This is a genomic window from Ehrlichia ruminantium str. Welgevonden, assembly GCF_000026005.1.
Taxonomy (GTDB): domain Bacteria; phylum Pseudomonadota; class Alphaproteobacteria; order Rickettsiales; family Anaplasmataceae; genus Ehrlichia; species Ehrlichia ruminantium.
In genome coordinates this window covers 177386-202326 of the sequence record NC_005295.2, presented here as the reverse complement: position 1 = coordinate 202326, position 24941 = coordinate 177386, and the positions used below count along the sequence as shown (strand labels likewise).

Annotated in this window: 16 protein-coding genes and 2 tRNA genes; 8 read left to right on the top strand and 10 right to left on the bottom strand. The window is 29.3% G+C overall.

Translation table 11 applies throughout. From position 1 onward, the window contains the following. Window positions 1–1009: 1009 nt before the first annotated feature. Both ERUM_RS00645 and ribD read right to left on the bottom strand, forming a co-directional pair. Window positions 1010–1549 (bottom strand): hypothetical protein, encoded by a 540-nt coding sequence (locus tag ERUM_RS00645; RefSeq protein ID WP_011154799.1) that lies wholly within the window; start codon window positions 1547–1549, stop codon window positions 1010–1012. A gap of 2291 nt (window positions 1550–3840) precedes the next feature. Beyond that, a complete protein-coding gene (gene ribD, locus ERUM_RS00640) occupies window positions 3841–4938 on the bottom strand; it encodes a bifunctional diaminohydroxyphosphoribosylaminopyrimidine deaminase/5-amino-6-(5-phosphoribosylamino)uracil reductase RibD (RefSeq protein WP_011154798.1) in 1098 nt (365 codons plus the stop codon). A gap of 119 nt (window positions 4939–5057) precedes the next feature. Between ribD and ERUM_RS00635 the strand changes: the two genes are divergently transcribed. Both ERUM_RS00635 and trpS read left to right on the top strand, forming a co-directional pair. After that, window positions 5058–5657 carry a nucleotide exchange factor GrpE gene (locus tag ERUM_RS00635; protein WP_011154797.1) on the top strand — a complete coding sequence of 200 codons (600 nt, stop codon included), beginning with the start codon at window positions 5058–5060 and terminating at the stop codon, window positions 5655–5657. A gap of 193 nt (window positions 5658–5850) precedes the next feature. Beyond that, window positions 5851–6849: a tryptophan--tRNA ligase gene (trpS, locus tag ERUM_RS00630; RefSeq protein WP_011154796.1), complete on the top strand. Its 999-nt coding sequence runs from the start codon at window positions 5851–5853 to the stop codon at window positions 6847–6849. 1577 nt (window positions 6850–8426) lie between these two features. Here the strand turns inward: trpS and ERUM_RS00625 are convergent. Both ERUM_RS00625 and ERUM_RS00620 read right to left on the bottom strand, forming a co-directional pair. Further along, window positions 8427–10412, bottom strand: a complete 1986-nt coding sequence (locus tag ERUM_RS00625; RefSeq protein ID WP_011154795.1) for a TRP47 family tandem repeat effector — start codon at window positions 10410–10412, stop codon at window positions 8427–8429. Window positions 10413–10525: 113 nt separating this feature from the next. Beyond that, complete coding sequence (locus tag ERUM_RS00620) at window positions 10526–11011, bottom strand: TRP47 family tandem repeat effector (protein WP_011154794.1); 486 nt, start codon at window positions 11009–11011, stop codon at window positions 10526–10528. 243 nt (window positions 11012–11254) lie between these two features. Between ERUM_RS00620 and ERUM_RS00615 the strand changes: the two genes are divergently transcribed. After that, a tRNA-Ser gene (locus tag ERUM_RS00615) sits at window positions 11255–11342 on the top strand. Window positions 11343–12041: 699 nt separating this feature from the next. Here the strand turns inward: ERUM_RS00615 and ERUM_RS00610 are convergent. The 3 genes from ERUM_RS00610 to ERUM_RS00605 form a co-directional block, all read right to left on the bottom strand. After that, window positions 12042–12120, bottom strand: a tRNA-Pro gene (locus ERUM_RS00610). Continuing rightward, window positions 12111–12479, bottom strand: coding sequence for a MerR family transcriptional regulator (locus tag ERUM_RS04845; RefSeq protein WP_011154793.1), 369 nt, complete (start codon window positions 12477–12479; stop codon window positions 12111–12113). The genes ERUM_RS00610 and ERUM_RS04845 overlap by 10 nt, the downstream gene beginning before the upstream one ends. Window positions 12480–12491: 12 nt before the next feature. Next, the gene (locus tag ERUM_RS00605) at window positions 12492–12791 is read right to left on the bottom strand and encodes an integration host factor subunit alpha (RefSeq protein WP_011154792.1); all 300 of its coding nucleotides are present in this window, start codon (window positions 12789–12791) and stop codon (window positions 12492–12494) included. Between the two features lie 468 nt (window positions 12792–13259). Here ERUM_RS00605 and ERUM_RS00600 point away from each other — a divergent pair, with 468 nt between their 5' ends. Further along, the gene (locus tag ERUM_RS00600; protein WP_231837225.1) at window positions 13260–13751 is read left to right on the top strand and encodes a TlpA family protein disulfide reductase; all 492 of its coding nucleotides are present in this window, start codon (window positions 13260–13262) and stop codon (window positions 13749–13751) included. Then, window positions 13741–14253, top strand: coding sequence for a 5-(carboxyamino)imidazole ribonucleotide mutase (gene purE, locus ERUM_RS00595; RefSeq protein ID WP_011154790.1), 513 nt, complete (start codon window positions 13741–13743; stop codon window positions 14251–14253). The genes ERUM_RS00600 and purE overlap by 11 nt, the downstream gene beginning before the upstream one ends. A 633-nt stretch (window positions 14254–14886) precedes the next feature. On the opposite strand, the gene ERUM_RS00590 is transcribed toward purE, so the two are convergent. Next, window positions 14887–16251, bottom strand: a complete 1365-nt coding sequence (locus tag ERUM_RS00590) for a hypothetical protein (RefSeq protein WP_011154789.1) — start codon at window positions 16249–16251, stop codon at window positions 14887–14889. Window positions 16252–16330: 79 nt separating this feature from the next. Further along, window positions 16331–19828 carry a hypothetical protein gene (locus ERUM_RS00585; protein WP_011154788.1) on the bottom strand — a complete coding sequence of 1166 codons (3498 nt, stop codon included), beginning with the start codon at window positions 19826–19828 and terminating at the stop codon, window positions 16331–16333. A gap of 269 nt (window positions 19829–20097) precedes the next feature. On the opposite strand from ERUM_RS00585, the gene ERUM_RS00580 reads away from it, so the two are divergent. Then, a complete protein-coding gene (locus tag ERUM_RS00580; protein WP_011154787.1) occupies window positions 20098–20826 on the top strand; it encodes an IspD/TarI family cytidylyltransferase in 729 nt (242 codons plus the stop codon). A gap of 437 nt (window positions 20827–21263) precedes the next feature. On the opposite strand, the gene ERUM_RS05045 is transcribed toward ERUM_RS00580, so the two are convergent. Then, window positions 21264–21404: a hypothetical protein gene (locus tag ERUM_RS05045; RefSeq protein WP_157858264.1), complete on the bottom strand. Its 141-nt coding sequence runs from the start codon at window positions 21402–21404 to the stop codon at window positions 21264–21266. Window positions 21405–21982: 578 nt separating this feature from the next. Between ERUM_RS05045 and ispF the strand changes: the two genes are divergently transcribed. Beyond that, window positions 21983–22504, top strand: a complete 522-nt coding sequence (ispF, locus tag ERUM_RS00575) for a 2-C-methyl-D-erythritol 2,4-cyclodiphosphate synthase (protein WP_011154786.1) — start codon at window positions 21983–21985, stop codon at window positions 22502–22504. Window positions 22505–23450: 946 nt separating this feature from the next. Further along, the gene (gene ychF / locus ERUM_RS00570; RefSeq protein ID WP_011154785.1) at window positions 23451–24542 is read left to right on the top strand and encodes a redox-regulated ATPase YchF; all 1092 of its coding nucleotides are present in this window, start codon (window positions 23451–23453) and stop codon (window positions 24540–24542) included. Window positions 24543–24941: the final 399 nt, after the last annotated feature.

Genomic DNA, 24941 nt, shown 5'->3' with positions numbered 1-24941 from the left:
CTTTTCTCACCTTCAGATGAAATATGTTACTATATAACTTTACGGTTTATTCAAAATAATATCCATAATATTGGAAATTAAATAATCATGATAACTTATCGTAGATTATTACATAAAAAATCATATACCAGTTATTAGACCATTAAAATTCTGATACAAAAATTTAAAATTCAGGACAGAACTACCTATTATTCAATTCATATCACTTATAAGCCAACTAGACTATCAAAAAATATAGCTTCCCTGTAAAGAGTTTACTATTACAACTACTAAGAAGAAATAAAATAACATACAAGAACTTAAAAAGTAAGACTACTATAAGATATAAGTCAATCTTATCACAATATCACATTTAAATTACATACAACTTACTAAAACGTGCTCATGATATAAGTGAACTGAAAACTATTTGCAACCTCACTTACAAAGCATATAAATTTATTAGAAATCTAAAATGCAAATAAAGATATGAATACCATAATAGGCACGAAGAAACAGTATAAAAAACCTAATAATTATTGTATATTAACTAAATTTTAAGATGATAATCCATACAACATAACTTACATATTACAAACATAAAAGAAAACTGTATATAAATATCATCTAAAACATTATACAACAGTTAGGCGGCAATACTATTAATAAAACAACTGAGCACAGATAAAAACAAACTTGCTTTTTTGTTATAAACGTAAATGAAATATATAAAACCTCTCATTAATCATAACAAACATGAGAAATACTTATAACCCCATTATTCTATTAATACCCATACTCCTACCAATTCTTCATATAACATAAAGCAGCACAATGTACATAGGTTACTATAAAGATTAAACAATACCAAATAGCACACTAAAAATATGCTAAGTATAAGATAAAACCAATAAGTAACCTACTGAGTAACACCCTTTACATTTAAAATAGCAGCTACCTACAACATATACATTATATTTAAATACATATAGATAACAACTAAGTACTATTTAGTCCACAATATAGAAGACTAACTAAAAAAACCAGATTCACAGCAACATGGATAATAATGACCATGCATGGAAGAACCCATAACACTAAAGAAACCACCTAACAATAAAAGGCCATACATACCACCTAAATCTTCATCATTGATACCATTATTATTATCATGAGTATCACTCATTTCTTCTTTTTGAAAAGGCTGATCCATATCGCTATCAGACACATTTAAAATATCAGCAAGTTGATCACCATCATTAGAAACATCTAGTGGTACATCAACAGAATCACTACTAATACTTTTGAGAAATTCAGCAAGATCCTCTGTACCATGAGAAAGATCTATAAACATACTATCCATTTTTACTGGACCATCATTTACTGATGCGTCAACACTATCCTGTTGTGTACTCTCTACAGATTCTGATACATCCACCTCATTAGCAATTACTTCTACTTGATCATAGTTGTCTAAAGTATCAACATCATAATCATATAAGCCAACACCCACAGGTGTTTCGCCTTCAAATTCCTCAGATAAAGAAATAGGTACTTCAACACTTAACATACACTTTACACCTCACCATATTTAAAGATAGCAATATCTATAAATATACTATCAAAATCAACATAACCACTTTTAGTATATTTAATACCATACTAGGAGTAAAGAACTTTTATTTAAAGTTACACTTAGGAATACACTATATATACATATATTTGATAAACTCCAATCATATCAAAACACAACATCAGATATCTAAATTTAAAGAGCAAAATTTGACTTGTTATACATACTATGACTATACACAAATAGTTATAATATACACACTTGATAAACCTTATTATCAAATTACATTATAACAACAAAAGTAAGATATCTTTCCTGCTCTAAAGTCTTTAAAAAAAAGAAAACTCACACACACAATTTTTTTTATAGCATTAAAATAAGTATTTAATAATTTTCAAAAACAATACATACATCTAACAAACTATTCTCAAATGATACAAATATAAAAATTTCTTATTTTAAATTTACATGATAAATTAATAATATATACATTGGATATTTCAATTCTAAATATACATAAACATATATATTAAGTTTTCAAGTTTGTAAAAACTACACTGAAATTTAAAAAGTATGAGATATAAACTAATGCATTAGTTCAGACATTTAGTGTTACTATGTAATAATGGTACTAAAACAATGCAATTACTAGATAAATAAAACTATTGCTTTTTTTATCCCAACAAATTTAGCAAAAAAATCTACTATAAAATAGTTAGTATTAATACACTAATTAATAAAAAACAACATTGTATTATAGCATAACTACTAAAATACATTGTTACAAAACTGTAAGTCTTTTAACTATGTTAGTAGAATTGAAACACCTACTCTTATAAGATATAAGCTAGTACATAACTTGACTTTATATAAATAAATACGCACAACATATTTATAGCATATTTACTCATATAACTTAAATATTTCCAAATTATCACTCTTTCACAATTAGTATTAAATAAATATTTAAAAGGTTCTTAATCTTCCTATATATACTTTAAAAAATATATCACCTATATATCTTAATAACACCTTTACACTAAATCTTAATTTACTAATAATACTACTTTTCAAATTTTTTATGGTTCCTAAATTGAGTACTAGTACCATTGTATTAAAGAATATATGTTCCAATTGTATAATAAATACTTACAACCTCTCCTACACTTACCAAACACAAATTAACTTTCTCATAAAATCCTAAAACATATAACTACAATGCCTTTGAGATTTTTATATTCTCTAAATTAAACACTAATACCACTACATATTTAAAACATACTACTATAAATACCTACACATCATTTCTTATTATCATAAACTAATTATTTTATTAAAATCTTAAAAATATAACTATAGTTTTATCAATAATATTACCTTATAGATTTTCCATATTTCCTAATGTGCTTTAAATATCTCATTAACAAGTATATAGATACACAATTTATTTATTAACTAAGCAAAATCAATATCTCAAAGTTTAATATTAAAGCACATTACTATAATATTTGATAATATATTTAGATTTCCCATATTTCCGAATTGAATGTCAATACCTTGCATAATTTAGTATTCCCTCAATACAAGACTCTATGTCACACAATCAATTATATTTTTATATCAATGCCATACAAAATAACAACTAAAGCAATCACATGGGTAGAATCGATATGATTAGTACTAATAATTATTTTTGAATAATATTTTTTTAGAGTTTTACCATTAAGGTATGTATCAGTAAAGTATATTCAGTTAAGTTGATTGTTACTACATTACAAAACACAATTTAACTTACCTTCTTAAAATCATGATTAGTACCAATAATTATTTTTGAATAATATTTTTTAGAGTTTTACTATTAAGGTATGTATCAGTAAAGTATATTCAATTAAGTTGATTGTTACTATATTACAAAACACAATTTAACTTACCTTCTTAAAATCATGATTAGTACCAATAATTATTTTTGAATAATACTTTTTTAGAGTTTTACCATTAAGGTATGTATCAGTAAAGTATATTCAATTAAGTTGATTGTTACTACATTACAAAACACAATTTAACTTACCTTCTTAAAATCATGATTAGTACCAATAATTATTTTTGAATAATATTTTTAGAGTTTTACCATTAAGGTATGTATCAGTAAAGTATATTCAATTAAGTTGATTATTACTATATTACAAAACACAATTTAACTTATCTTCTTAAAATCATGATTATACCACTACCTAACTTAATAAGTTGCTTGTTATAACTAAATACTGAAATATCAATATTAAATATCTTTAATTATCAATTAACTGATTTTCACTATAGTTTAAAATATCTACTACATCTCCGTCAAAATACAATGTATCCACTCTTTTAAAATTATAACTAGATTGTAACTCACGAATATTTAACCCACCAATTGCTGGTATTGAATCATTACCAAAAATTTTATTAGATCTACACCATATAATCTGATCAACTAAATTATTTTTCAATAATTCTGTAATTAAAATACTACCACCTTCAACAAACAATCTTGTAATCCCAACTTTTTTAACAAGGACTTTCATTGATTCTGATAAAAAATTATCCTCAGAATCAATACACAAGTAATTTGCAGCTCCTAATTTCGTTTCTTCAATACTATTTGTCAGAATATATGTCGGAATAACATCAGCAGTTTTGATTATATTATGATAATTAGACACCTTACCATAACGATCTATAACAATTCTCACTGGAGAATAACATTCTAAACCAGGAATTCTAGTATTTAGCATAGGATTATCCTGCATAATAGTATTACTACCAACCATAACCGCATCATACATTGATCGTTGCTTATGAACCCAGGTACGAGTCAATTCACTTGTAATCCACTTACTTTCACCACTATTTAAAGCTATTTTCCCATCTAAAGTAGATGCTATCTTAACTGTAATAAAAGGTCTGTTTTTAATCTTACTATAAAAAAAACCAATGTTTAATGCCCGTGCTTCATTATCCATAACACCACATCTTACTTCTACATTTGCATCACGTAATAATTTTATCCCATTACCTGACACTCGCATATCAGGATCATTAGTAGCAATAACTACTCGTTTTATACCAGCATTAATCAAATTTAACACACATGGTCCAGTCTTTCCATAATGAGAACATGGTTCAAGAGTAACATATGCAGTAGCACCCTTTGCAAGATGTTTTACATTATCTAATGCTACAATCTCTGCATGAGGTCTACCACCTACTTGTGTCCATCCACGACCTACTACCACCCCATCATTTACTATTATACAGCCCACTGCAGGATTAGGAAATACATTTCCTAATCCACGTCTTGCAAGTCTTAGTGCTAAGGACATAAATTTTTTATCACAATACGTCATAAAATTATTAATCAACTAATAACTACAGAAAAACTATACATAACAAGCTCATCACCCTTGATATTTTCCTATAATACTACTATATATTGCTTAGATTCTATAAATAATGTTTGATAAGTATGACTGATAATACTAATAACAATACACAAAGCCCAGAAAATGATACTCCTAAACCTACTGAACAACAAATACCTCCCAAAGCAAATCCACAAAGAAAATTTGCTTCAGAATTAAATAAAAAGAAAGAAAAGCTTAATGAAGATCTATCGGAACTAGAAAAATTAAGACAACAATTAGCACATTTTCAACATCAGTTCCGCTTAGCAGTTGCTGATAAAGAAAACGTTAAGCGCATCATGCAAAAAAATATAGATGAGGCATCTATTTATGCAATTTCCAACTTTGCTCGAGATATATTAACTTCTTGCGATAATTTAGAAACATCATTAGAAAATTTAAACAAAGATGACAGTATTCACGCTGGAGTACTAATGACTTATAAAGAATTATTAAATACCCTGGAGCGCCATAATATTAGTAGAATAGATCCAATTGGGGAACAGTTTAATCCACAATTTCACAAAGCTGTATCACAAATGATGGATACTGAAAAAGAAGATGGAACGATTTTACATGTAGTACAACCAGGTTATATAATAAAAGATAAATTATTACGCCCAGCATCAGTAGTTGTATCTAAAAAAAGTAATGGAGAGTAATTATCTGTGTCTACAATACAATAATTCCCATATAATATTTTTATATGTGTGTATTAAAACACACGTTTTGTCTATCTACACGTTTGATTAAGTAGCTATTTATTACACATATTTAATAAGTTGATTACATTATTTGTTGTATATTTTATAAATATACTGTAAACTTAGTTGCTTGTTTATAATGGGTAAAGTTATGTCCATACCTGTTGTTTTATCTGGTATACAACCCACTGGTAGTATACATTTAGGGAATTATCTAGGCTTCATACGTAATGGTGTGTCTTTACAAAATTCATATAAATGTTTCTTTTTTCTTGCTGATTTACATACTCTAACATCTGAAACTTACAATCCAGATGAACTTAAGAAAAATTCGATAAACACGCTAGCAACATACCTAGCATGCGGAATAGATCCAGAAAATTCAGTGCTATTTTCACAGTCTTTTATTCCAGCACATACAGAGTTACTATGGATATTCAGCTGCATTACTTCAACAGGTCAACTAAATAGAATGACTCAATTTAAAGAAAAAAGCCGCAATAAAGTTTCTACAGCTTCTTTAGGATTGTACAGTTATCCTGTATTAATGGCAGCTGATATATTACTTTACCAAGCAAATATAGTGCCTGTAGGCATTGATCAAAAACAACACCTAGAATTAGCACGAGACATTGCTCAAGCTTTTAATACAAAATACAATACGCAATACTTTCAACTGCCAGAACCATTAATTGTACAGGAATCAGCAAAAATTATGAGTTTAAGAGACGGTAAAAAGAAAATGAGTAAATCTGATGTATCAGATTATTCACGAATTAATTTAGAAGATAGTAACGACTTAATTGCTCAAAAAATTAACAAAGCAACCACTGACTCTATTGTAGGTTTTGACTTTACAAGTTTAAACAATAGGCCTGCAGTAAAGAATCTTGTTAATATTTATGCTACACTTTCAAATATTAGTATAGAACAAACATGTACTAACATTGCAAGCTTCACTACTAAACAATTTAAAGAAGAACTAACAGAATTAATTATTAATAACATTGCACCAATACGACAAAAATTAAGAGAGTTATTAGAAGACATAGAATATTTACGAAGCATATTAATGACAGGAAATAACAAGGCTGCATCTATTGCACATAAGCACATAATAGAAATTAAAAAGATTGCAGGATATTGGTAATAATTATACAAAATTCATTAATACTCAAAGTCATATCCTTTGGTTATTATTGTATGTGTCATGGTGTTTAAAAACATAAAATAGTTTTTATTACCAATATGTAAAGATCAAGGAAATTATTACAATATATTAATATCGATAGTCTCAGTATGTTGAGAGATTCATATTTATTTAATTAAACTATAACCTTCTTGACTATCATCTTCATATATTAGGCCATTCTATATACAAAAAAAAGAAAAGAAATCCTACTCATTAATATCTAAATATTAAAAGAGCTACTACAAAATAACTACCACAATACATCTATAGCAAAATAAAGAATCCATAGCATCAAAATATCTATACTAAATTCACTATCCATATCTAGTCCGTATCTATAATACTATAAATTAACACTGTATAACAAAACATGTAGTGTTAATGCCTATAAAATTAACAATATTACTAGAAAATTAAATACCCAATTATAGTACTACCAAAGATATCCACTAAATAAAAGTACAATAATAATAAACAAAAAGAGACATAGAGGAATAGTTATATTTTATATCAGCTACTAACTGTTATAAACATATAGCTCAATATATATTTACTCAAGCCCATAAAATACACATTCTCACAAGAGTTAGTACACAGTAAAGAGAAAAAAGTTAGCACTTGAAGAGTTCACTTACCAATATACCATTCAGTTTCATTAAAAAAATTACACAATTTTTTTGCTAAATATAATTCAGAATTTACTATTCCATATAGTGATTCTATTCACTTCAGCATTATCTATATACATAGTATATCACAAATCTCATTTTAATATCCTTTTTACACACTCATCAAATCCAATACTCATAATAAAATAAGTTATTTATTTCAATACTATTGAATATTAACGAAAATCTATAGGACAATATAACATTAGATGCTATTAATCATTTTTATAATAAACAGTAGACACTGTTGTATTACTTTAACTTCAATTATAGAAAATGAAAAATAGTATAGAATTTAAAGTGATTATTAATGCTCTATAATCCTATTTATACCCTAGTGTAAAATCTAAATAATATTTTTCTTACTTATCAATAAAAACAATAAATATCACCACATAACCTATGCATACTCTTCATAAACTTAAGTAACAATATCTCATTATATTTATTTTTCAAAAATAAACTATAAGCAATTATTACCATCTAAGTTTATCTGAACATAATTTATCTATACTATACCATTATAAATCTGATTACTATAAAGATCGAACTATAGCCATCCAAAGGTTTATACTTGCTTAATTTTACTTTACACAAAACAACAATAAAAATTATATATAATAAAAAAATTTACTATTATAAAAGGCTAACAAATAATCAACTTTACATACATGAGTAAATTCTTTCTGATTATGCTATTTTAATAATAAAAAATACTATATTTTGTGAGAAAAATATAGTAATAATATGCTGTAATTAACACACGAAAGGATTTACCTCCTGTATTTATAGGAGATAAATCCTTGTACAGATACCACAATTAAATAAAACAACTAATTCATCTTAATATTATTTATATGGTTTTCATTAGATGCCAGTAAATACTCTTTCACCACTACGACCACCAAATGTAAATCCTTTTGCTACTTCTGGGCTACTTGTTACAGCTGCTCCTTCTGGGCTACTTGTTACAGCTGCTCCTTCTGGGCTACTTGTTACAACTGATCCTTCTGGGCTACTTGTTACAACTGATCCTTCTGGGCTACTTGTTACAACTGATCCTTCTGGGCTACTTGTTACAGCTGCTCCTTCTGGGCTACTTGTTACAACTGATCCTTCTGGGCTACTTGTTACAGCTGCTCCTTCTGGGCTACTTGTTACAACTGATCCTTCTGGGCTACTTGTTACAACTGATCCTTCTGGGCTACTTGTTACAACTGATCCTTCTGGGCTACTTGTTACAGCTGCTCCTTCTGGGCTACTTGTTACAGCTGCTCCTTCTGGGCTACTTGTTACAGCTGCTCCTTCTGGGCTACTTGTTACAGCTGCTCCTTCTGGGCTACTTGTTACAGCTGCTCCTTCTGGGCTACTTGTTACAACTGATCCTTCTGGGCTACTTGTTACAGCTGCTCCTTCTGGGCTACTTGTTACAACTGATCCTTCTGGGCTACTTGTTACAGCTGCTCCTTCTGGGCTACTTGTTACAGCTGATCCTTCTGGGCTACTTGTTACAGCTGCTCCTTCTGGGCTACTTGTTACAACTGATCCTTCTGGGCTACTTGTTACAGCTGCTCCTTCTGGGCTACTTGTTACAACTGATCCTTCTGGGCTACTTGTTACAGCTGCTCCTTCTGGGCTACTTGTTACAGCTGCTCCTTCTGGGCTACTTGTTACAGCTGCTCCTTCTGGGCTACTTGTTACAACTGATCCTTCTGGGCTACTTGTTACAACTGATCCTTCTGGGCTACTTGTTACAGCTGCTCCTTCTGGGCTACTTGTTACAACTGATCCTTCTGGGCTACTTGTTACAACTGATCCTTCTGGGCTACTTGTTATAGCTGCTCCTTCTGGGCTACTTGTTATAGCTGCTCCTTCTGGGCTACTTGTTACAACTGATCCTTCTGGGCTACTTGTTACAGCTGCTCCTTCTGGGCTACTTGTTACAGCTGCTCCTTCTGGGCTACTTGTTACAACTGATCCTTCTGGGCTACTTGTTACAGCTGCTCCTTCTGGGCTACTTGTTACAACTGATCCTTCTGGGCTACTTGTTACAGCTGCTCCTTCTGGGCTACTTGTTACAGCTGCTCCTTCTGGGCTACTTGTTACAGCTGCTCCTTCTGGGCTACTTGTTACAACTGATCCTTCTGGGCTACTTGTTACAACTGATCCTTCTGGGCTACTTGTTACAGCTGCTCCTTCTGGGCTACTTGTTACAACTGATCCTTCTGGGCTACTTGTTACAACTGATCCTTCTGGGCTACTTGTTATAGCTGCTCCTTCTGGGCTACTTGTTATAGCTGCTCCTTCTGGGCTACTTGTTACAACTGATCCTTCTGGGCTACTTGTTACAGCTGCTCCTTCTGGGCTACTTGTTACAGCTGCTCCTTCTGGGCTACTTGTTACAACTGATCCTTCTGGGCTACTTGTTACAGTTGTATCAACACCTGAGATCACCTTATCATAGCACACATTTAATGGATGAAGATTAAGAGAAAAATTAGAACCTTGTTGTAAAAACTCTGAGAAAGGTTCCATTAAATTTACTACAAAAGAAGCTTGTAAGCTGTGATTTAATACATCGAGTGCAATATGTTTACCAGTAACACCATGAAAATCTGAAAGTACGTGACCATTACTCGTAAACATAACATGATATTCGCCATGATGATTTTCATGACCCTCTTCATGACCTTCTTCATGCTCATGAGGATGATAGCCAATCTCCATTGTAATATCACCATTTGAAACAGAGAATTGATTATTACTATAGATATTTAAATCATTTCCAAAATCAATATTGTCAATTCTTGTTGTTAAATGAAGCATACAATCTTCTGCTGTTGAATGAACCATACAGTAACCTATTAGTACAATGCATATTTATATTATATATTTTAGTGTGTTAATTTTGTTTTAAGTACAACTTTGTGTAGTAAATAAGTCACACTACTTTTCAATCTCTACAATTACGAAGATACAGATGTAGATTCGCTATTTTGAGAAGCCGTATCAGTAACAGATACTAAATTAGCACTTACACAATCAACATTATGATTGCGGCAATCTTCTGTTAATGGATGAAGATTAAGAGAAAAATTAGAACCTTGTTGTAAAAACTCTGAAAAAGGTTCCATTAAATTTACTACAAAAGAAGCTTGTAAGCTGTGATTTAATACATCAAGTGCAATATGTTTACCAGTAACACCATGAAAATCTGAAAGTACATGACCATTATTTATAAACATAACATGATATTCCCCATGATCTTCGTCATGATCTTCATCATGATTTTCTCCATGCTCATGAGCATGATACCCAACCTTCATTGTCAAACCACCACTTGAAACGGAAAATTGATCATTACCATAAACACTTAAATCATGACCAAAATCAATATTGTCAATTCTTGTTGTTAAATGAAGCATACAATCTTCTGTTGTTGAATGAACCATACAATTACCTATTAGTACAATGCATATATTTATTATATATTTTAGTGTGTTAATTTTGTTTTAAGAACAACCTTGTATAACAAATAAGTTACATCTATAATTTCTACAATCTTAAAATTGTAATTTTAGTCCTCTTGATATTAAATAATTGTATTTATAAATTATAAGTTATTAATATCTACGCATAACTTATAAAAATAAACAGCTATTGCACTATACAAAATATTATGTTAAAAGTTAAGTGGATGGATGGCCGAGCGGTTTAAGGCACCAGTCTTGAAAACTGACGTACGTTAATAGCGTACCGTGGGTTCGAATCCCACTCCATCCGCACTAACATAGTTAATCAACTGATGTTACATCCTAGTATCATTTAAATATATTCTTCAAACTAGAAATATAAAAATAACATAGGCCTTGTTTAGAAATATTTTAATGTAACAAGTCTTTAGTTATAATTAGATTAAACTCAACCATTAAAAACCTACTAACTATAAAGCACATCTCGTAAGTTATTATAGGTGACAAAAAAATCTACATAAATTATAAACTGAAAAATGTTATAATATTTATGTTAACCTAACCATCAAATCTAGATAATTTTGTTTTATTTCTGATAAATATTGCCGTATTTATTGATCTAGCATACAAAAAATACTAATTAAAAAATTAATGGAAGAAATTCTGCTAATTAATCAAAAAACATTTTGTAAAACGAAATACAAAAACCGTATCATATCACTAATATGTTAATAAAAAGGTATTTAAACCCAACAAAAATACACATTATATCTTACTAGTAAAAATTACTTTACCCCATCCTTAAAATTATTACCATATCTACTCTTTAGTCCATAGAAATTAAAAACGTCAAGATGAATACAGTATATATACCCCAGTTAATCATTTTCGCACAAAAAAACTGAAGTCTTATTTAATACATTACAAATTTAAAATATTTTACACACCGAAAACATTACTGATAATCAAGTAACAAAACATAGTATTAAACCCTACTATTTACATAAAATGGTCGGAATGATGGGATTTGAACCCATGACCTCCAGTCCCCCAGACTGACACGCTAAACCAGGCTGCGCTACACTCCGTTTATCTTTTTTAGTAAACTATCTCTTAAATCTAACATATCACTCAATAACTTAGTTAACACTTGTACATTCACTTCCTGTTGATCACTATTACTATTAGCAGAATTAGTCTTACTTAATTCTTGTTGCACACCTTTAATTTTATACCCTCTATCATATAACAAATATTTAATATATTTTAAAGTATCTATATCTACTTGACTATATAATCTCCTACCACGGCGCTTTATTGGGTTAATTTGAGGAAATTTCTCCTCCCAAAATCGTAAGACATATTGTTCAACATTTAAACTTTTCGCGACTTCACTTATTGTTTGAAGCCTAACATTACTGTTTTGACACACTACTTTTTTAGTCATCAATTTACACCTTTATTCCCCTGAATCATCATTTATAGAATGCTTTACAAGTATTGATGGATAAAATGATACAGTATTATGTTCTTTAATAATAAACTCTTCAGCAGTTTTTGGGTTGCGACCAATACGAGCTTTCTTTTTATAAGACTTAAATGTACCAAAAGAAGATATCTTTAATATACGATCTTTTGCTAACGCATTGATCATTTCGTCTAAAATCTCACCAACAATAGAAGCAGCATCCTCTCGAGATAAACCTATATCTCTATTGATAACCTCTGCTATCTTGGATTTTGTAAGCGTCTCAGTCATATTTCATAGCTTCAAACTTAATACTTTTGTTATTCTATATTATCATATAAAAAGTTCAAGCTTATATTCTAAAATAGACAACTGAGATTATCAATCCAACTCTTACAATTACAATAAATAATAGCTACAACACCATATTTAATTAATAACTCATGACTAAATTATAGTATTATAACCATAATATCCCATTAAATGTGTTACTATATATGTCACTTACAAAAAAAATACCAGCACTATAATTCTCTAGTACTATATATTTCCTTATACAGCAACAACATATTATAAACACTTCTCAAAAATTTAACTAAAATTACTCTTAAAAAACATAATAACACAAGATAGATAATTATTAAAATGCTTGAGAAATATTGATAGACAACCCATAATACGAACATACTTTATGAGATATTAATTTGAATGAATAATAAGCACTTTATATTTTTTATTTGCATCATTTGTATATCTATCATGTTCTTTGTAAACAAAATATCTTCCTATAATCAAGAAGACTACAGTACTTCTGATATACAACTCAAAATTCATGAAATTAGTTCAGATAATATTTTATCTGATATATTTAACACAACAGAATCAAAAATAAGCATAGTAGCAATTTATACATCTTGGTGTAGCAGTTGTGTAAAAAAAATCCCAGAAATTAATAAAATTATTGCTAATAATAAAGACATCAATCCAATTATTATATCACTAGATGAAAATAAAAATAAGTTACTTTCTTTTTTAGCTAGGCAAGGTACTATTCACTTTACTCCATATAATATACATCCACGTCACATGGCAAAGTTAATATTACAATTATCTAAACAAGGAATAAATTTTAACAACAATATCCCTTATATAGCAGTTTTATACAAAGATGTACGCATAATGAACATCAAAAATATAAACCAATTAAAATCAATTATTCAAGAAATCAGAGAGAAATACAATGTCGATTAACGAAGATATTGCCGATGTTGCAGTAATTATGGGAAGCCAATCAGATTTTCCAACAATGAATAATTCAATATCAATACTGGAAGAATTAAACATCAGCTATAAAACAATGATCATATCTGCTCATAGAACACCAGAAAGACTCTATACATTTGCAAAATCAGCAGAAACAAATGGATTCAAAATAATTATCGCTGGAGCAGGAGGCGCAGCTCATCTACCAGGATTAGTAGCGTCTTTAACATATCTTCCCGTAATAGGAGTTCCAATAAAAAGCAGCAATCTTAATGGAATAGATAGTTTACTATCAATAGTACAGATGCCAAAAGGAATACCTGTAGCAACAATGTCAATAGGATCTTCAGGAGGATATAATGCAGCAATAATGGCAGCTTCTATTCTAGCTTTATCGAATAACATAATAAAAACAAACTTACAAATATGGAGAGATAACTTATCTGCTTCTGTAAAACTATTACCAGATACATCTTTGCAGACTTCATAAGTTAATGGTTAGTATATTTACTAATAAAGTCACATAAAAGATAATAAAAAACATATAGGAAATTTACTACAGTTATATATACTGTGTTTGTTTATTATGAGTATGATATATACACACTTTAGTTGTATCTAAAAAAGTAATGGAGAGTAATTACCTGTGTCTACAATACAATTATCATGCAAGTTCTGCAAATTATTTCAATATATTATTACATAACAAACATTATAAATTTTACTAAGTAATTACACAATTAACTACAAATTCTAGTCCAAACTCACAAAAACCTTTTTGTCTAATTACTAAATAAATAATAAGTACTAAACACGCTCATCACTTTAACAAAATGCTTATTTAACGTAAGCATCAATTACACAATAACAACTTACATTCCCCCCCCCCCCTTTCGCAAGTAAAAACACTAAATAAGTAATATTTGATAACTGAATACCATTTATAAATATAAGTTCTACATCACTCCAAAAATAGAAGTTATTACATAAAGTGCATAACCAAATATATACCTTTTATTATTTAGTACTTTTTATTACTTAGTTATTAACTTGATACAGAGTAAATTATAAAATAATATTACAACAAATTGTTATGACATTTTGAAATATATTAAAGCATATCCTATAAAGAAGATGTAGGACGAGATGATTTATGTGTTTTTGATGTCATATGTTCCACCATAACCTCACGTGATGAATAATCATCGTCCCCTTCTGTAACAGAATGATCATCAATACCAGCAGTATGTACACTTAATGCAGGCATTAACCTACCACTCCCTACAACACTATCATCTGTAGTACAACTACTAATAATACTTTCAGCAAACCCTTGTGCAGCAGCACAAGATCTTTTAAGTATCTCTTGTCTCATGTTAACCACTAAGCGTAAAGTATTTATTTGTAATATAGGGAACTCAACAAATAGTAAGTTCTTCACGAAAGATCTTTCTTCATCATCCTTACAAGAGCTTAAGTCTTCTTCATTAAATTCATTTAACTTATATTTATCTAATATCTTTACAATATCCTGAGCCCAATTAATAATCAAATCTTCAGAGGTAAGCCCTTGTTCAGCTCTAGATAAGAGCTCTTTTAAGTTGCTACATATATTCCATATTTTAGAATTAGATAAAAATCTCCTAGCTGATTTCTTTAAATGAGGTTTGTTTTCAACATACTCAACGCATTTCCTCATTACATCTTTCAATTCATTAAGGCTAGATACTTCAACTGTTAAGTGACGGTAAAGCTGTTTAAGAAATTCAGCCTTCTCAGTAAAACGGTCAACTTGTTGTTGAACAAGATTACCTACAGCAGAAACATATCTCTCTATAGACTCAGAGCTATTCTTACTATCAGCACATAACCTCTGTAGTCTAGAAGATAACTCCTGTATTTGACTATCACTGTTTGCAAAACGTGCTGCCACACCTGCTACTGCACACTTCGTATCTTCTGTAAGCTTCTGCAATTGTAGATCAAATCCATTAACACGACTTTCACACATCTCGCTCAATTCATTTTGCTTAATAATTAGGGTATCTAATTCCCTACGAAGACTAGCTATAACTGAATCAATCCTCCTCGAATTAATCTCTAAATCTCTAACATAATCTGCAAGATGTTTTGTAAAGATAACTCCCTTATCCACTAAACTATGTTTTACACTTTGAACCTTATACTTTCGACAAAGCAATACTAAAAATAAGATGGTAATTGGAACAATAGCTACTAGTGCTATTGAAAAACATAATGGAATATTTTTATTAAATAAACCTAACTTCCCACTAAATACAGGAACAAAAAATGAAGAATGATTGCTTAATATGACAATACAACATATATTCATTATAAGAAACATATATAAAAAAACGTCAAGAAGCATATTGTCTTTGACACTAAAACTTCCTTTATTACGTTTATATAATTCATCATACTCATTAACTGTACGCTCTATTAATCGAGATTTGTCACCATCTAGCATATAATTAAGTAATTAATACAAAAACAACACTTAAAATTTAATATAGGACTCACCACTACACTACCTTGGATATATAACATTATTTTACCATATCATGAGAATTTTGCAAACTTTTCACATGATGCACATTACTAATCACATGTTGATCACCACAGTCAGATACAGAGCCGTCTACACTTTTTTGAAACTTTGAATGACTATTTGCAATATGATTAACATGCGTAACACATAAAAATTCTAATACGATCATTTCTAATGATACTAATGATAATAAAATACCATTAATTCTCTCTTGATCATTATTTACTTGAGGAATACCTTCTGTAGTGGTAGAATCTGCTTCTTCAGTTTTTTTAGCTACTTCAGAAGAATCATCTTTTTTACTACTGGAAAAAGTATCTTTAATATTATATACAGCTTTCTGAAATACATCACCAACACCAGAAAAATAAGATTTTTTCTCTTGACATTGAGAGACATCAGTTGTATCCACTTCAAAATCTGTTTCACTATGAGTAGCACATACACTTTCTGATACTATCCCACCAGAACTATCATCTACACAAGGAGATGTTTCTTCGATCTCCTTCTTACGAATAGATAATGTCACTGTATCATTAGATATTTCAGGCTCATCAATAATGTTTGGAGTAGTATCTTTACTCAAATCACCTTCACACTTTTTTACTTCACCACTAGAGCTTTTTTCAGTATGCCCAAGTAATTTTCTTTTGAACATGCTTAATATACTTTCATTATCCTTGTGTTTAACAGTATCATCTGGATCAACAGTTGTATGTTCCATAGTACTCTCGTTTTCTAACAAATCATGTACATCCTGATGCAGTACTACATCACCTGAATTAACTGTATCATTACTTGGCTCATTTTGAGAAACTCTATCCAAACTATCCGTACTTACTTCAGATATATCACCAGATTTCAAATCTAATAACTTACTTGTTGAATCATTATTAGGATCATGTGTTAAATCTTTCTTATCTACACAAGAATTTTCTGCATCATCATTTTCTATAGATACTTCATGCAGAACAGGTAAACCATATAAATCTTGACTAACACTATCAGAAGAATGATGATCAGTACTCACTTGATGATCATCTATTAAACCTTTAACCTCCTGAGAAGGATTATCTTCATCGCTACTTATGCCATTACAAGAATTTCCTTCATATGAATCTGATTCTGATACATCTTTCACTTCAGGCATATCTCCACATACAACAGAAGGCAAAACATTATCAGTAGGCTGAGAGGCATTGCTCATACCATTTGTAGTATCAATAACATTTAAATCAAATTCAGTAACCATAGAAGGTGGACTTTCACTATCCGGTATTACATAATCAACAGCCTCTTCACAAAACTCAACAAACACACCATTAGTTACATCATCTCCAAATGATAAATTATCATTTTCAGATCTATGCTCATCATCAGCAAATTTAGAAGAGCTATCTGTACTACTCACAGGACTATCAACGTTAACTAACCCACCTTGAGATAATTGAATATCGCTACTTGATATTTGACAATTAGTTTTCAATTTATCACATGCATGAACTACAACTGGAATTTTCACTTCTTGTTCATGTGCAATTTGTTGATCAACAGCTAGAGAATTATGTGAAACAATCTTTGCTTTTTTAAAATCACTAAACTTATTAATCAACCCATTTGCCGACCCTATTACTCGAGTAAAAAATTTACCTTCATTACCAGTAGTACTATCCTGTATATGACTTTCAACATTCCCTTTAGAATCATCATTTTCAGTATTAGAAACTACATCTTGATCCTTAATATCTGCTACACTACTTTCTTGTAACCCATTTCCATCCTCATGAAACCCTTCAGGCTCCTCTGTACTCGAAGCAACTGTTTTTTTATCATCAGCAGTAAGACATTTAGTATCAGAACTATTATCAGGAAATTTAGCCTCATTCTTCAATAAACCATTTATTTTTCCATTTATTTTCCCTTTCATTTGAGTAAAAAAATTACCTCTACTACCAGTAGTACTATCCTGTACATGACTTTCAATATTCACTTTAGAATCATCATTTTCAGTACTAGAAACTACATCTTGATCCTTAATATCTGCTACACTACTTTTTTGTAACTCATTTCCATCTTCATGAAATCCTTCAGGCTCCTCTGTACTCGAAACAACTGTCTTTTTACCATCAGCAGTAAGACATTTAGTATCAGAACTATCATCGGGAAATTTAGCCTCATTCTTCAATAAACCATTTATTTTCCCTTTCATTTGAGTAAAAAAATTACCTCTACTACCAGTAGTACTATCCTGTACATGACTTTCAATATTCACTTTAGAATCATCATTTTCAGTACTAGAAACTACATCTTGATCCTTAATATCTGCTACACTACTTTTTTGTAACTCATTTCCATCTTCATGAAATCCTTCAGGCTCCTCTGTACTCGAAACAACTGTCTTTTTACCATCAGCAGTAAGACATTCAGTATCAGAGCCACCTTCTAAAAACAAAGGCAATTCCTCACTCACAGTAACTTTATTTGCTTTGGTTACTGTAGGAACATCCTGTTTCACCACACTAGATATAAACTCATCAATTTCTCCTATCATATCATATAGCATATCAACCGAAGAATAATGTTGAAATCTTTCAGCTGACGAATACCTGAATGATCTTTTAACACGCTCCAAAACATCACATAATTTATCCGCTCTTTCTTTTGCTGATTTACTAATAAAATTCCCTTTAGTAGGCCAATTATAGGATTTTACTATCAAGATAGTCTTGTATAATAAGTCTATAAAATCTAGATGTAACTTACTTTCTAATGCAATATTATCATCAAAACTCGTCATACAAAAATTTTGCTGAGTCAATTCTGCTAACTTACTAGAAGCTAAATTCGCAAGTCCTTTAGTAAAATAATCCTCATGTACAAGAGTACTTATATTATCATGTATTTCTCGTAATATTGCAGATATTTTAGACATTTTAGTCTCATAAAAGGGAAAAACCCTGTCAAATTCTTCATACATATCTACTAATCTCTTATCATTTGAGTAAATACGTGCAGCTTGACTAAAATCTTCTCGGGCAAATTTTTCGAACTGCATATGACGTTTCGCATGTTCACTTATTGCTTGACTTAACTTCATAAGACTAATAAGACTATCATTGTATTGTTTTGTAGTATCTTGAAGGTAAGATCCTATGGTATTTGCTATGTTACTAAAATTACCAGCGATCTCAGCATCTACTTTATATTGCATATAAGTTTTATAAGATAAGTACAATAATAGAATAGAAGACAGTACAACTACAATTGCTGTAGGAGCAATAGTAATACCATAATGTTTATCACTTACATGTTTTGAACACATAGTGTTAACAAATATAGCTATCGATACAAGATTTACTATAATAGTAGAATAAAAACTCAGTGTTAATACGGTACGATATTTCCCATATATGATTTTATGATCATAGGCAATCCGATACCTATTTATAGTATTCACAATTTGATCTTGTATAGATTGATCAGGTTGATCTGTCATAATGGAGATACACTACTTAAAATTATAAAATTATTAAATGTATTTTTAGAATATGTTTATTAAATTCTTTACATTATACAGCAAATATTAAGATTTGTAAAGATTTATGATATATCATTAATATTACATTCACCATATCTTAACTTTATTTAAGAGTACTCATCACATTAAACTTATACAACTTAATAACTATTGCATAATTATAGTCAATACTTTAAAATTTACAGACTAGTAAATGAATAGAAAAAATCCACAAAATAAAAAAAACTATGTATCAGTTTGTATTACTAATTGTTGCAGCTGGCAATAGTAAGAGACTCAAAGGCAGTGAAAAACCTAAACAATATATGGAATTAGGTCATTATCCTATACTATATCACACAATCAACAACGTAATTACTACCCCTTATATTGGCTATGTGAAAGTAGTTATCAGACAAGAACATGAATACTTATATAATAGCTGTATAAAAAAAATACATAGTAGTAAGCTTTTACCATTCTCATATGGAGGAACAAGAAGGCAGGATTCCGTTCGCATTGGATTAGAAAGTATAAAATACCTTAATCCGGATTTTGTAATAATACATGACGCATGCCGTCCTTTTATTAGTACCACGCTATTAGATAAAATGTTACCGCAATTAACCAACTATGTAGGAGTAATTCCAGTATTATCGATTACTGAAACTATCCATATGATAAACGAAAACCATACTATTATTAAAAATATAAATCGAAACACATTAAAATTAGTACAGACTCCTCAAATATATAGGTACACTGATATACTATCGTCTCATATGCTTTCCTATACCACCGACCCCACTAAAGAATTTCCAGATGAATCATCTCTAATGATACACTACAATTTTCCAATAGCAACAATTGAAGGTAGTAACTATAATTTGAAAATTACAACAAATGACGATTTACATATAGCAACCTTATTATATAAATCTATGAATACTAAAGTTCCTAATCATACCCTTAACTGAGGGTAATACCACCATCATCAAATAATCCATAATATTTTCTAAAATTCACAATGCTATTTCTAATATTTTCATTTGACATCATAATCACCCAAGAATCGCTATTAAAATCATTAACTTTCAACTTTTAACAGCAAAAGATTAAATATATATAATAATATTTCTTAGTAAGTTTAGCACCTTTATAATAAATCCTACAATCATTCACCACAAATTATAGAAATGTGCAAAATAATATTGCATAAACTGTAATTGTTTTTCACATAGATTTATATTAACAAATTATACTAAATAAAATATACAAAACCTAAAAATATTAACAGTATATTAAACCAGGTACATAATATTTTTATCTAATGAAGATATCCCCCACAACTTAATCTCAAAAAAAAAAAAAAAAAAGAATTCACATGCTTACACTTTCACTCAAACATAATTATTCAACAATCACCATCATTACATTCAGTTGCTGTTGTTTTCCACTGTAAGTAGCATGAACAGTCACTAAAGCATCTTAGTTGAAACTTTCTATCATGATGGTCTGTAATTTTTAAAGAAATAATTCTTTTTTCTGTTCTCACCGTGTTGAAATTTTAATAATTGATAACAAATATTTTATCCATTACCACAATTTCTATAGCTTGGTATACAAATAAAATTTTGGCTGAGTTATTTATCTTTTTTAAGATCTATATGTCGTAATTAAGATAATAAATATAAGCTTACAAAACAATGTATATTCAATATATCTTAATATTGTTTAGTTCATTACATTCATGTTATTTTAGATAACACTTTTTACACTACAAAAAATTTAAAATGCAATCTTCATCATATTTACAAAAACCCATATGTTAACAGAGTATCCCAAACTAGGGTAATATCGAATACTAGATAACTTTCTATAATTAAATAACATCATATATTAAAAATTATAAGGGATAATTTTGCTATTTTTGTACAGTTAGTTTTCACATAATAGAACTACCAATCAAATATCATAAAATCAATATAAGTACATCAACAACATTATTTAATTAAAATGTATAGAGACAGATAACTTTAAGGTATATAAACAAAATGTTTTCTATTTATTTAAAATATCATATGATAAAAACTTATATAAGTGTTGCCAATGTCACCAATATATAAATGCTTTATGAGTAAACACACAAACATACCAATGTTTAGAATTGGAATAGGGTATGATGTACATAGATTTGATAATATAAATAATGACGATAGTAATACATCTATCACAATATGTGGGATAAAAATTAATTATCACAAAAAAATTATAGCGCATTCAGATGGAGATGTAGGATTACATGCTCTAGCAGATGCAATACTAGGAGCAGTAGGATGTGGAAGCATAGGACAACACTTTCCTAATACAGATAAAAAGTGGAAAAATGCAGAATCTAGTCATTTTGTAATAGAGGCACAAAAGAAAGCACAAGAAAGAGGATATATCATCTCAAATGCAGATATTATAATTATATGTGAACAACCAAAAATAATGCCTTATGCACTAGAAATGCAACATTATATTGCTCAATTTACAAGTATAGATCCATCATTTATTAACATTAAAGCTACAACCACAGAAAAACTAGGAGCCATTGGTAGAAATGAAGGAATAGCTGCACAAGCAATAGTTTTATGCAGTCAACAATATTAATGTTACATCCTTAAATAATTTACTTACTAATGAACCTAACACAAGGTACTAAAAAACTATACTAATAATTAACTGACTGAAGACTTAAACAATAGACCTTTTTTATTCTATTCAGGACATAAAATGAATAATTTTTGCAGTCAACAATATTAATGTTACATTCTTCAAATAATTTACTCACTAATGAACCTAATATAAGGTACTAAAAAACTATATTAATAATTAACTGACTGAAGACTTGAATAATAGACCTTTTTTATTCTATTCAGAACATAAAATGAATAATTTCTGCAGTCAACAATATTAATGTTACATTCTTCAAATAATTTACTCACTAATGAACCTAATATAAGGTACTAAAAAACTATATTAATAATTAACTGACTAAAGACTTGAACAATAGACCTTTTTTACTCTATCCAGAACATAAAATGAATAATTTCTGCAGTCAACAATATTAATGTTACATCCTTCAAATAATTTACTTACTAATGAACCTAACACAAGGTACTAAAAAACTATATTAATAATTAACTGACTGAAGACTTGAATAATAGACCTTTTTTATTCTGTTCAGAACATAAAATGAATAATTTTTGCAGTCAACAATATTAATGTTACATTCTTCAAATAATTTACTCACTAATGAACCTAATATAAGGTACTAAAAAACTATATTAATAATTAACTGACTGAAGACTTGAACAATAGACCTTTTTTATTCTATTCAGAACATAAAATGAATAATTTCTACTTAACACCAACATATATTACACCATTAAAACAATTGTGATCCAATATAAATTGCAATTTATATTAAAAAATAGCCGAATAGTATTCGACATTTTACCTGTTATAAGTAATTTTCATACCTTGTAATTTATCAGTACCATTGCTAAATGATTAATGATACAATCTTCATTTTATAATTCATTTAACTATCACTATGGGATTAAATTGCGGAATTGTTGGTCTGCCTAATGTAGGAAAATCAACTTTATTTAATGCATTAACATGTACTACAGTAGCAGAAGTTGCAAATTATCCATTTTGTACAATAGAACCTAATATAGGTAAAGCACTAGTAAAAGATGATAGATTGAAGACCTTAGCACAAATGGCATCATCCAAAAAAATCATATATAATCAGGTTGAATGCGTTGATATTGCAGGATTAGTCAGCGGAGCAAGCAATGGTGAAGGGTTAGGTAACAAATTTTTAAGTCACATAAGAGAAGTAGATGCCATTATTCATGTACTACGTTGTTTTAGTGATCAAAATATTAGTCATGTAAATCAATCTATAGATCCAATAGGTGATGCAGAAATTGTAGAAATGGAACTCATTTTAGCAGATATTGAGAGTTTAAAACGTCGTCTAATTACTATGGAAAAAGCAGTAAAAGCGAATAAAGAACCCAAAAAAAAGCTAGATAATATGTTAGAAGTACTTAGTATTCTAGAAGCTGGAAATTTAGCAAAAAATGCACAACATATAGATAATAATGAATTAAAACAATTGAATCTCATCACTACAAAACCTATGATGTATGTGTGCAATGTAGAAGAATCAAATGTTATAAGTGGAAACACTCTATCAGAAAAAGTAAAGATAATGGCAAAAAATAACAATAACAAATTCTGTTGCATATCAGCTAAATTAGAAGCAGACGTTGCAAGCTTAGATACAGAAGAAGAAAAACTATCCTTTTTAGCTGAGTTTAACCTAAAAGAGGCAGGTACAACATCAGTAGTAAAGACTATGTATGAATTACTTGACATGATTACTTTCTTTACACTAGGACCACAAGAAGCACGTGCTTGGCCTATAAAAAGGTTATCCACAGCAAGTACTGCAGCTGGAGTAATTCATACCGACTTTGAAAAAGGCTTTATAAAAGCAGAGTTAATTAGCTTTGATGATTATATTAAATATAACGGAGAGGCAAAATGTAAAGAAGCTGGAAAAGTCAGATTTGAAGGCAGAGATTATATAGTACAAGATGGTGACATAATACACTTCAGACATAGTAATTAAGTTACCAATTGGTTATCTATAAAATTATTTATCATACACCACTTAAATATCTCTGATCTATTACCCAACAACAATATTTTATTAAATGAAATGAATTCCACTTTAATTACTTTTAATGGTTGATCATTTAATTAATACAGTACCTATTTCAACAATTTAATGTTAATTAGCTTGCAAATACTGAAAATTTAACTTGATTAGAACAATGTACTGTAGTTGATATTTTTATATAATCTAATTTATAATTTTTTTTTAATTTAAATATCATACCAACAACATTATCCTATTTTAAAATTGGCTAATTAAAATCAATATGCATATGTTGCTCCTTTCTTAGAAGAGGCGATAATTTGAGGATTAAGTTTTACGCAATTTCTAACTATGATATTTTACTGAAGT

Bases quoted from the DNA above. Each gene is read 5' to 3' on its own strand.
- ERUM_RS00645 (WP_011154799.1), bottom strand. From the start codon at position 1,549: ATGTTAAGTGTTGAAGTACCTATTTCTTTATCTGAGGAATTTGAAGGC.
- ribD (WP_011154798.1), bottom strand. From the start codon at position 4,938: ATGACGTATTGTGATAAAAAATTTATGTCCTTAGCACTAAGACTTGCA.
- ERUM_RS00635 (WP_011154797.1), top strand. From the start codon at position 5,058: ATGACTGATAATACTAATAACAATACACAAAGCCCAGAAAATGATACT.
- trpS (WP_011154796.1), top strand. From the start codon at position 5,851: ATGTCCATACCTGTTGTTTTATCTGGTATACAACCCACTGGTAGTATA.
- ERUM_RS00625 (WP_011154795.1), bottom strand. From the start codon at position 10,412: ATGGTTCATTCAACAGCAGAAGATTGTATGCTTCATTTAACAACAAGA.
- ERUM_RS00620 (WP_011154794.1), bottom strand. From the start codon at position 11,011: ATGGTTCATTCAACAACAGAAGATTGTATGCTTCATTTAACAACAAGA.
- ERUM_RS04845 (WP_011154793.1), bottom strand. From the start codon at position 12,479: ATGACTAAAAAAGTAGTGTGTCAAAACAGTAATGTTAGGCTTCAAACA.
- ERUM_RS00605 (WP_011154792.1), bottom strand. From the start codon at position 12,791: ATGACTGAGACGCTTACAAAATCCAAGATAGCAGAGGTTATCAATAGA.
- ERUM_RS00600 (WP_231837225.1), top strand. From the start codon at position 13,260: ATGTTCTTTGTAAACAAAATATCTTCCTATAATCAAGAAGACTACAGT.
- purE (WP_011154790.1), top strand. From the start codon at position 13,741: ATGTCGATTAACGAAGATATTGCCGATGTTGCAGTAATTATGGGAAGC.
- ERUM_RS00590 (WP_011154789.1), bottom strand. From the start codon at position 16,251: ATGCTAGATGGTGACAAATCTCGATTAATAGAGCGTACAGTTAATGAG.
- ERUM_RS00585 (WP_011154788.1), bottom strand. From the start codon at position 19,828: ATGACAGATCAACCTGATCAATCTATACAAGATCAAATTGTGAATACT.
- ERUM_RS00580 (WP_011154787.1), top strand. From the start codon at position 20,098: ATGTATCAGTTTGTATTACTAATTGTTGCAGCTGGCAATAGTAAGAGA.
- ispF (WP_011154786.1), top strand. From the start codon at position 21,983: ATGAGTAAACACACAAACATACCAATGTTTAGAATTGGAATAGGGTAT.
- ychF (WP_011154785.1), top strand. From the start codon at position 23,451: ATGGGATTAAATTGCGGAATTGTTGGTCTGCCTAATGTAGGAAAATCA.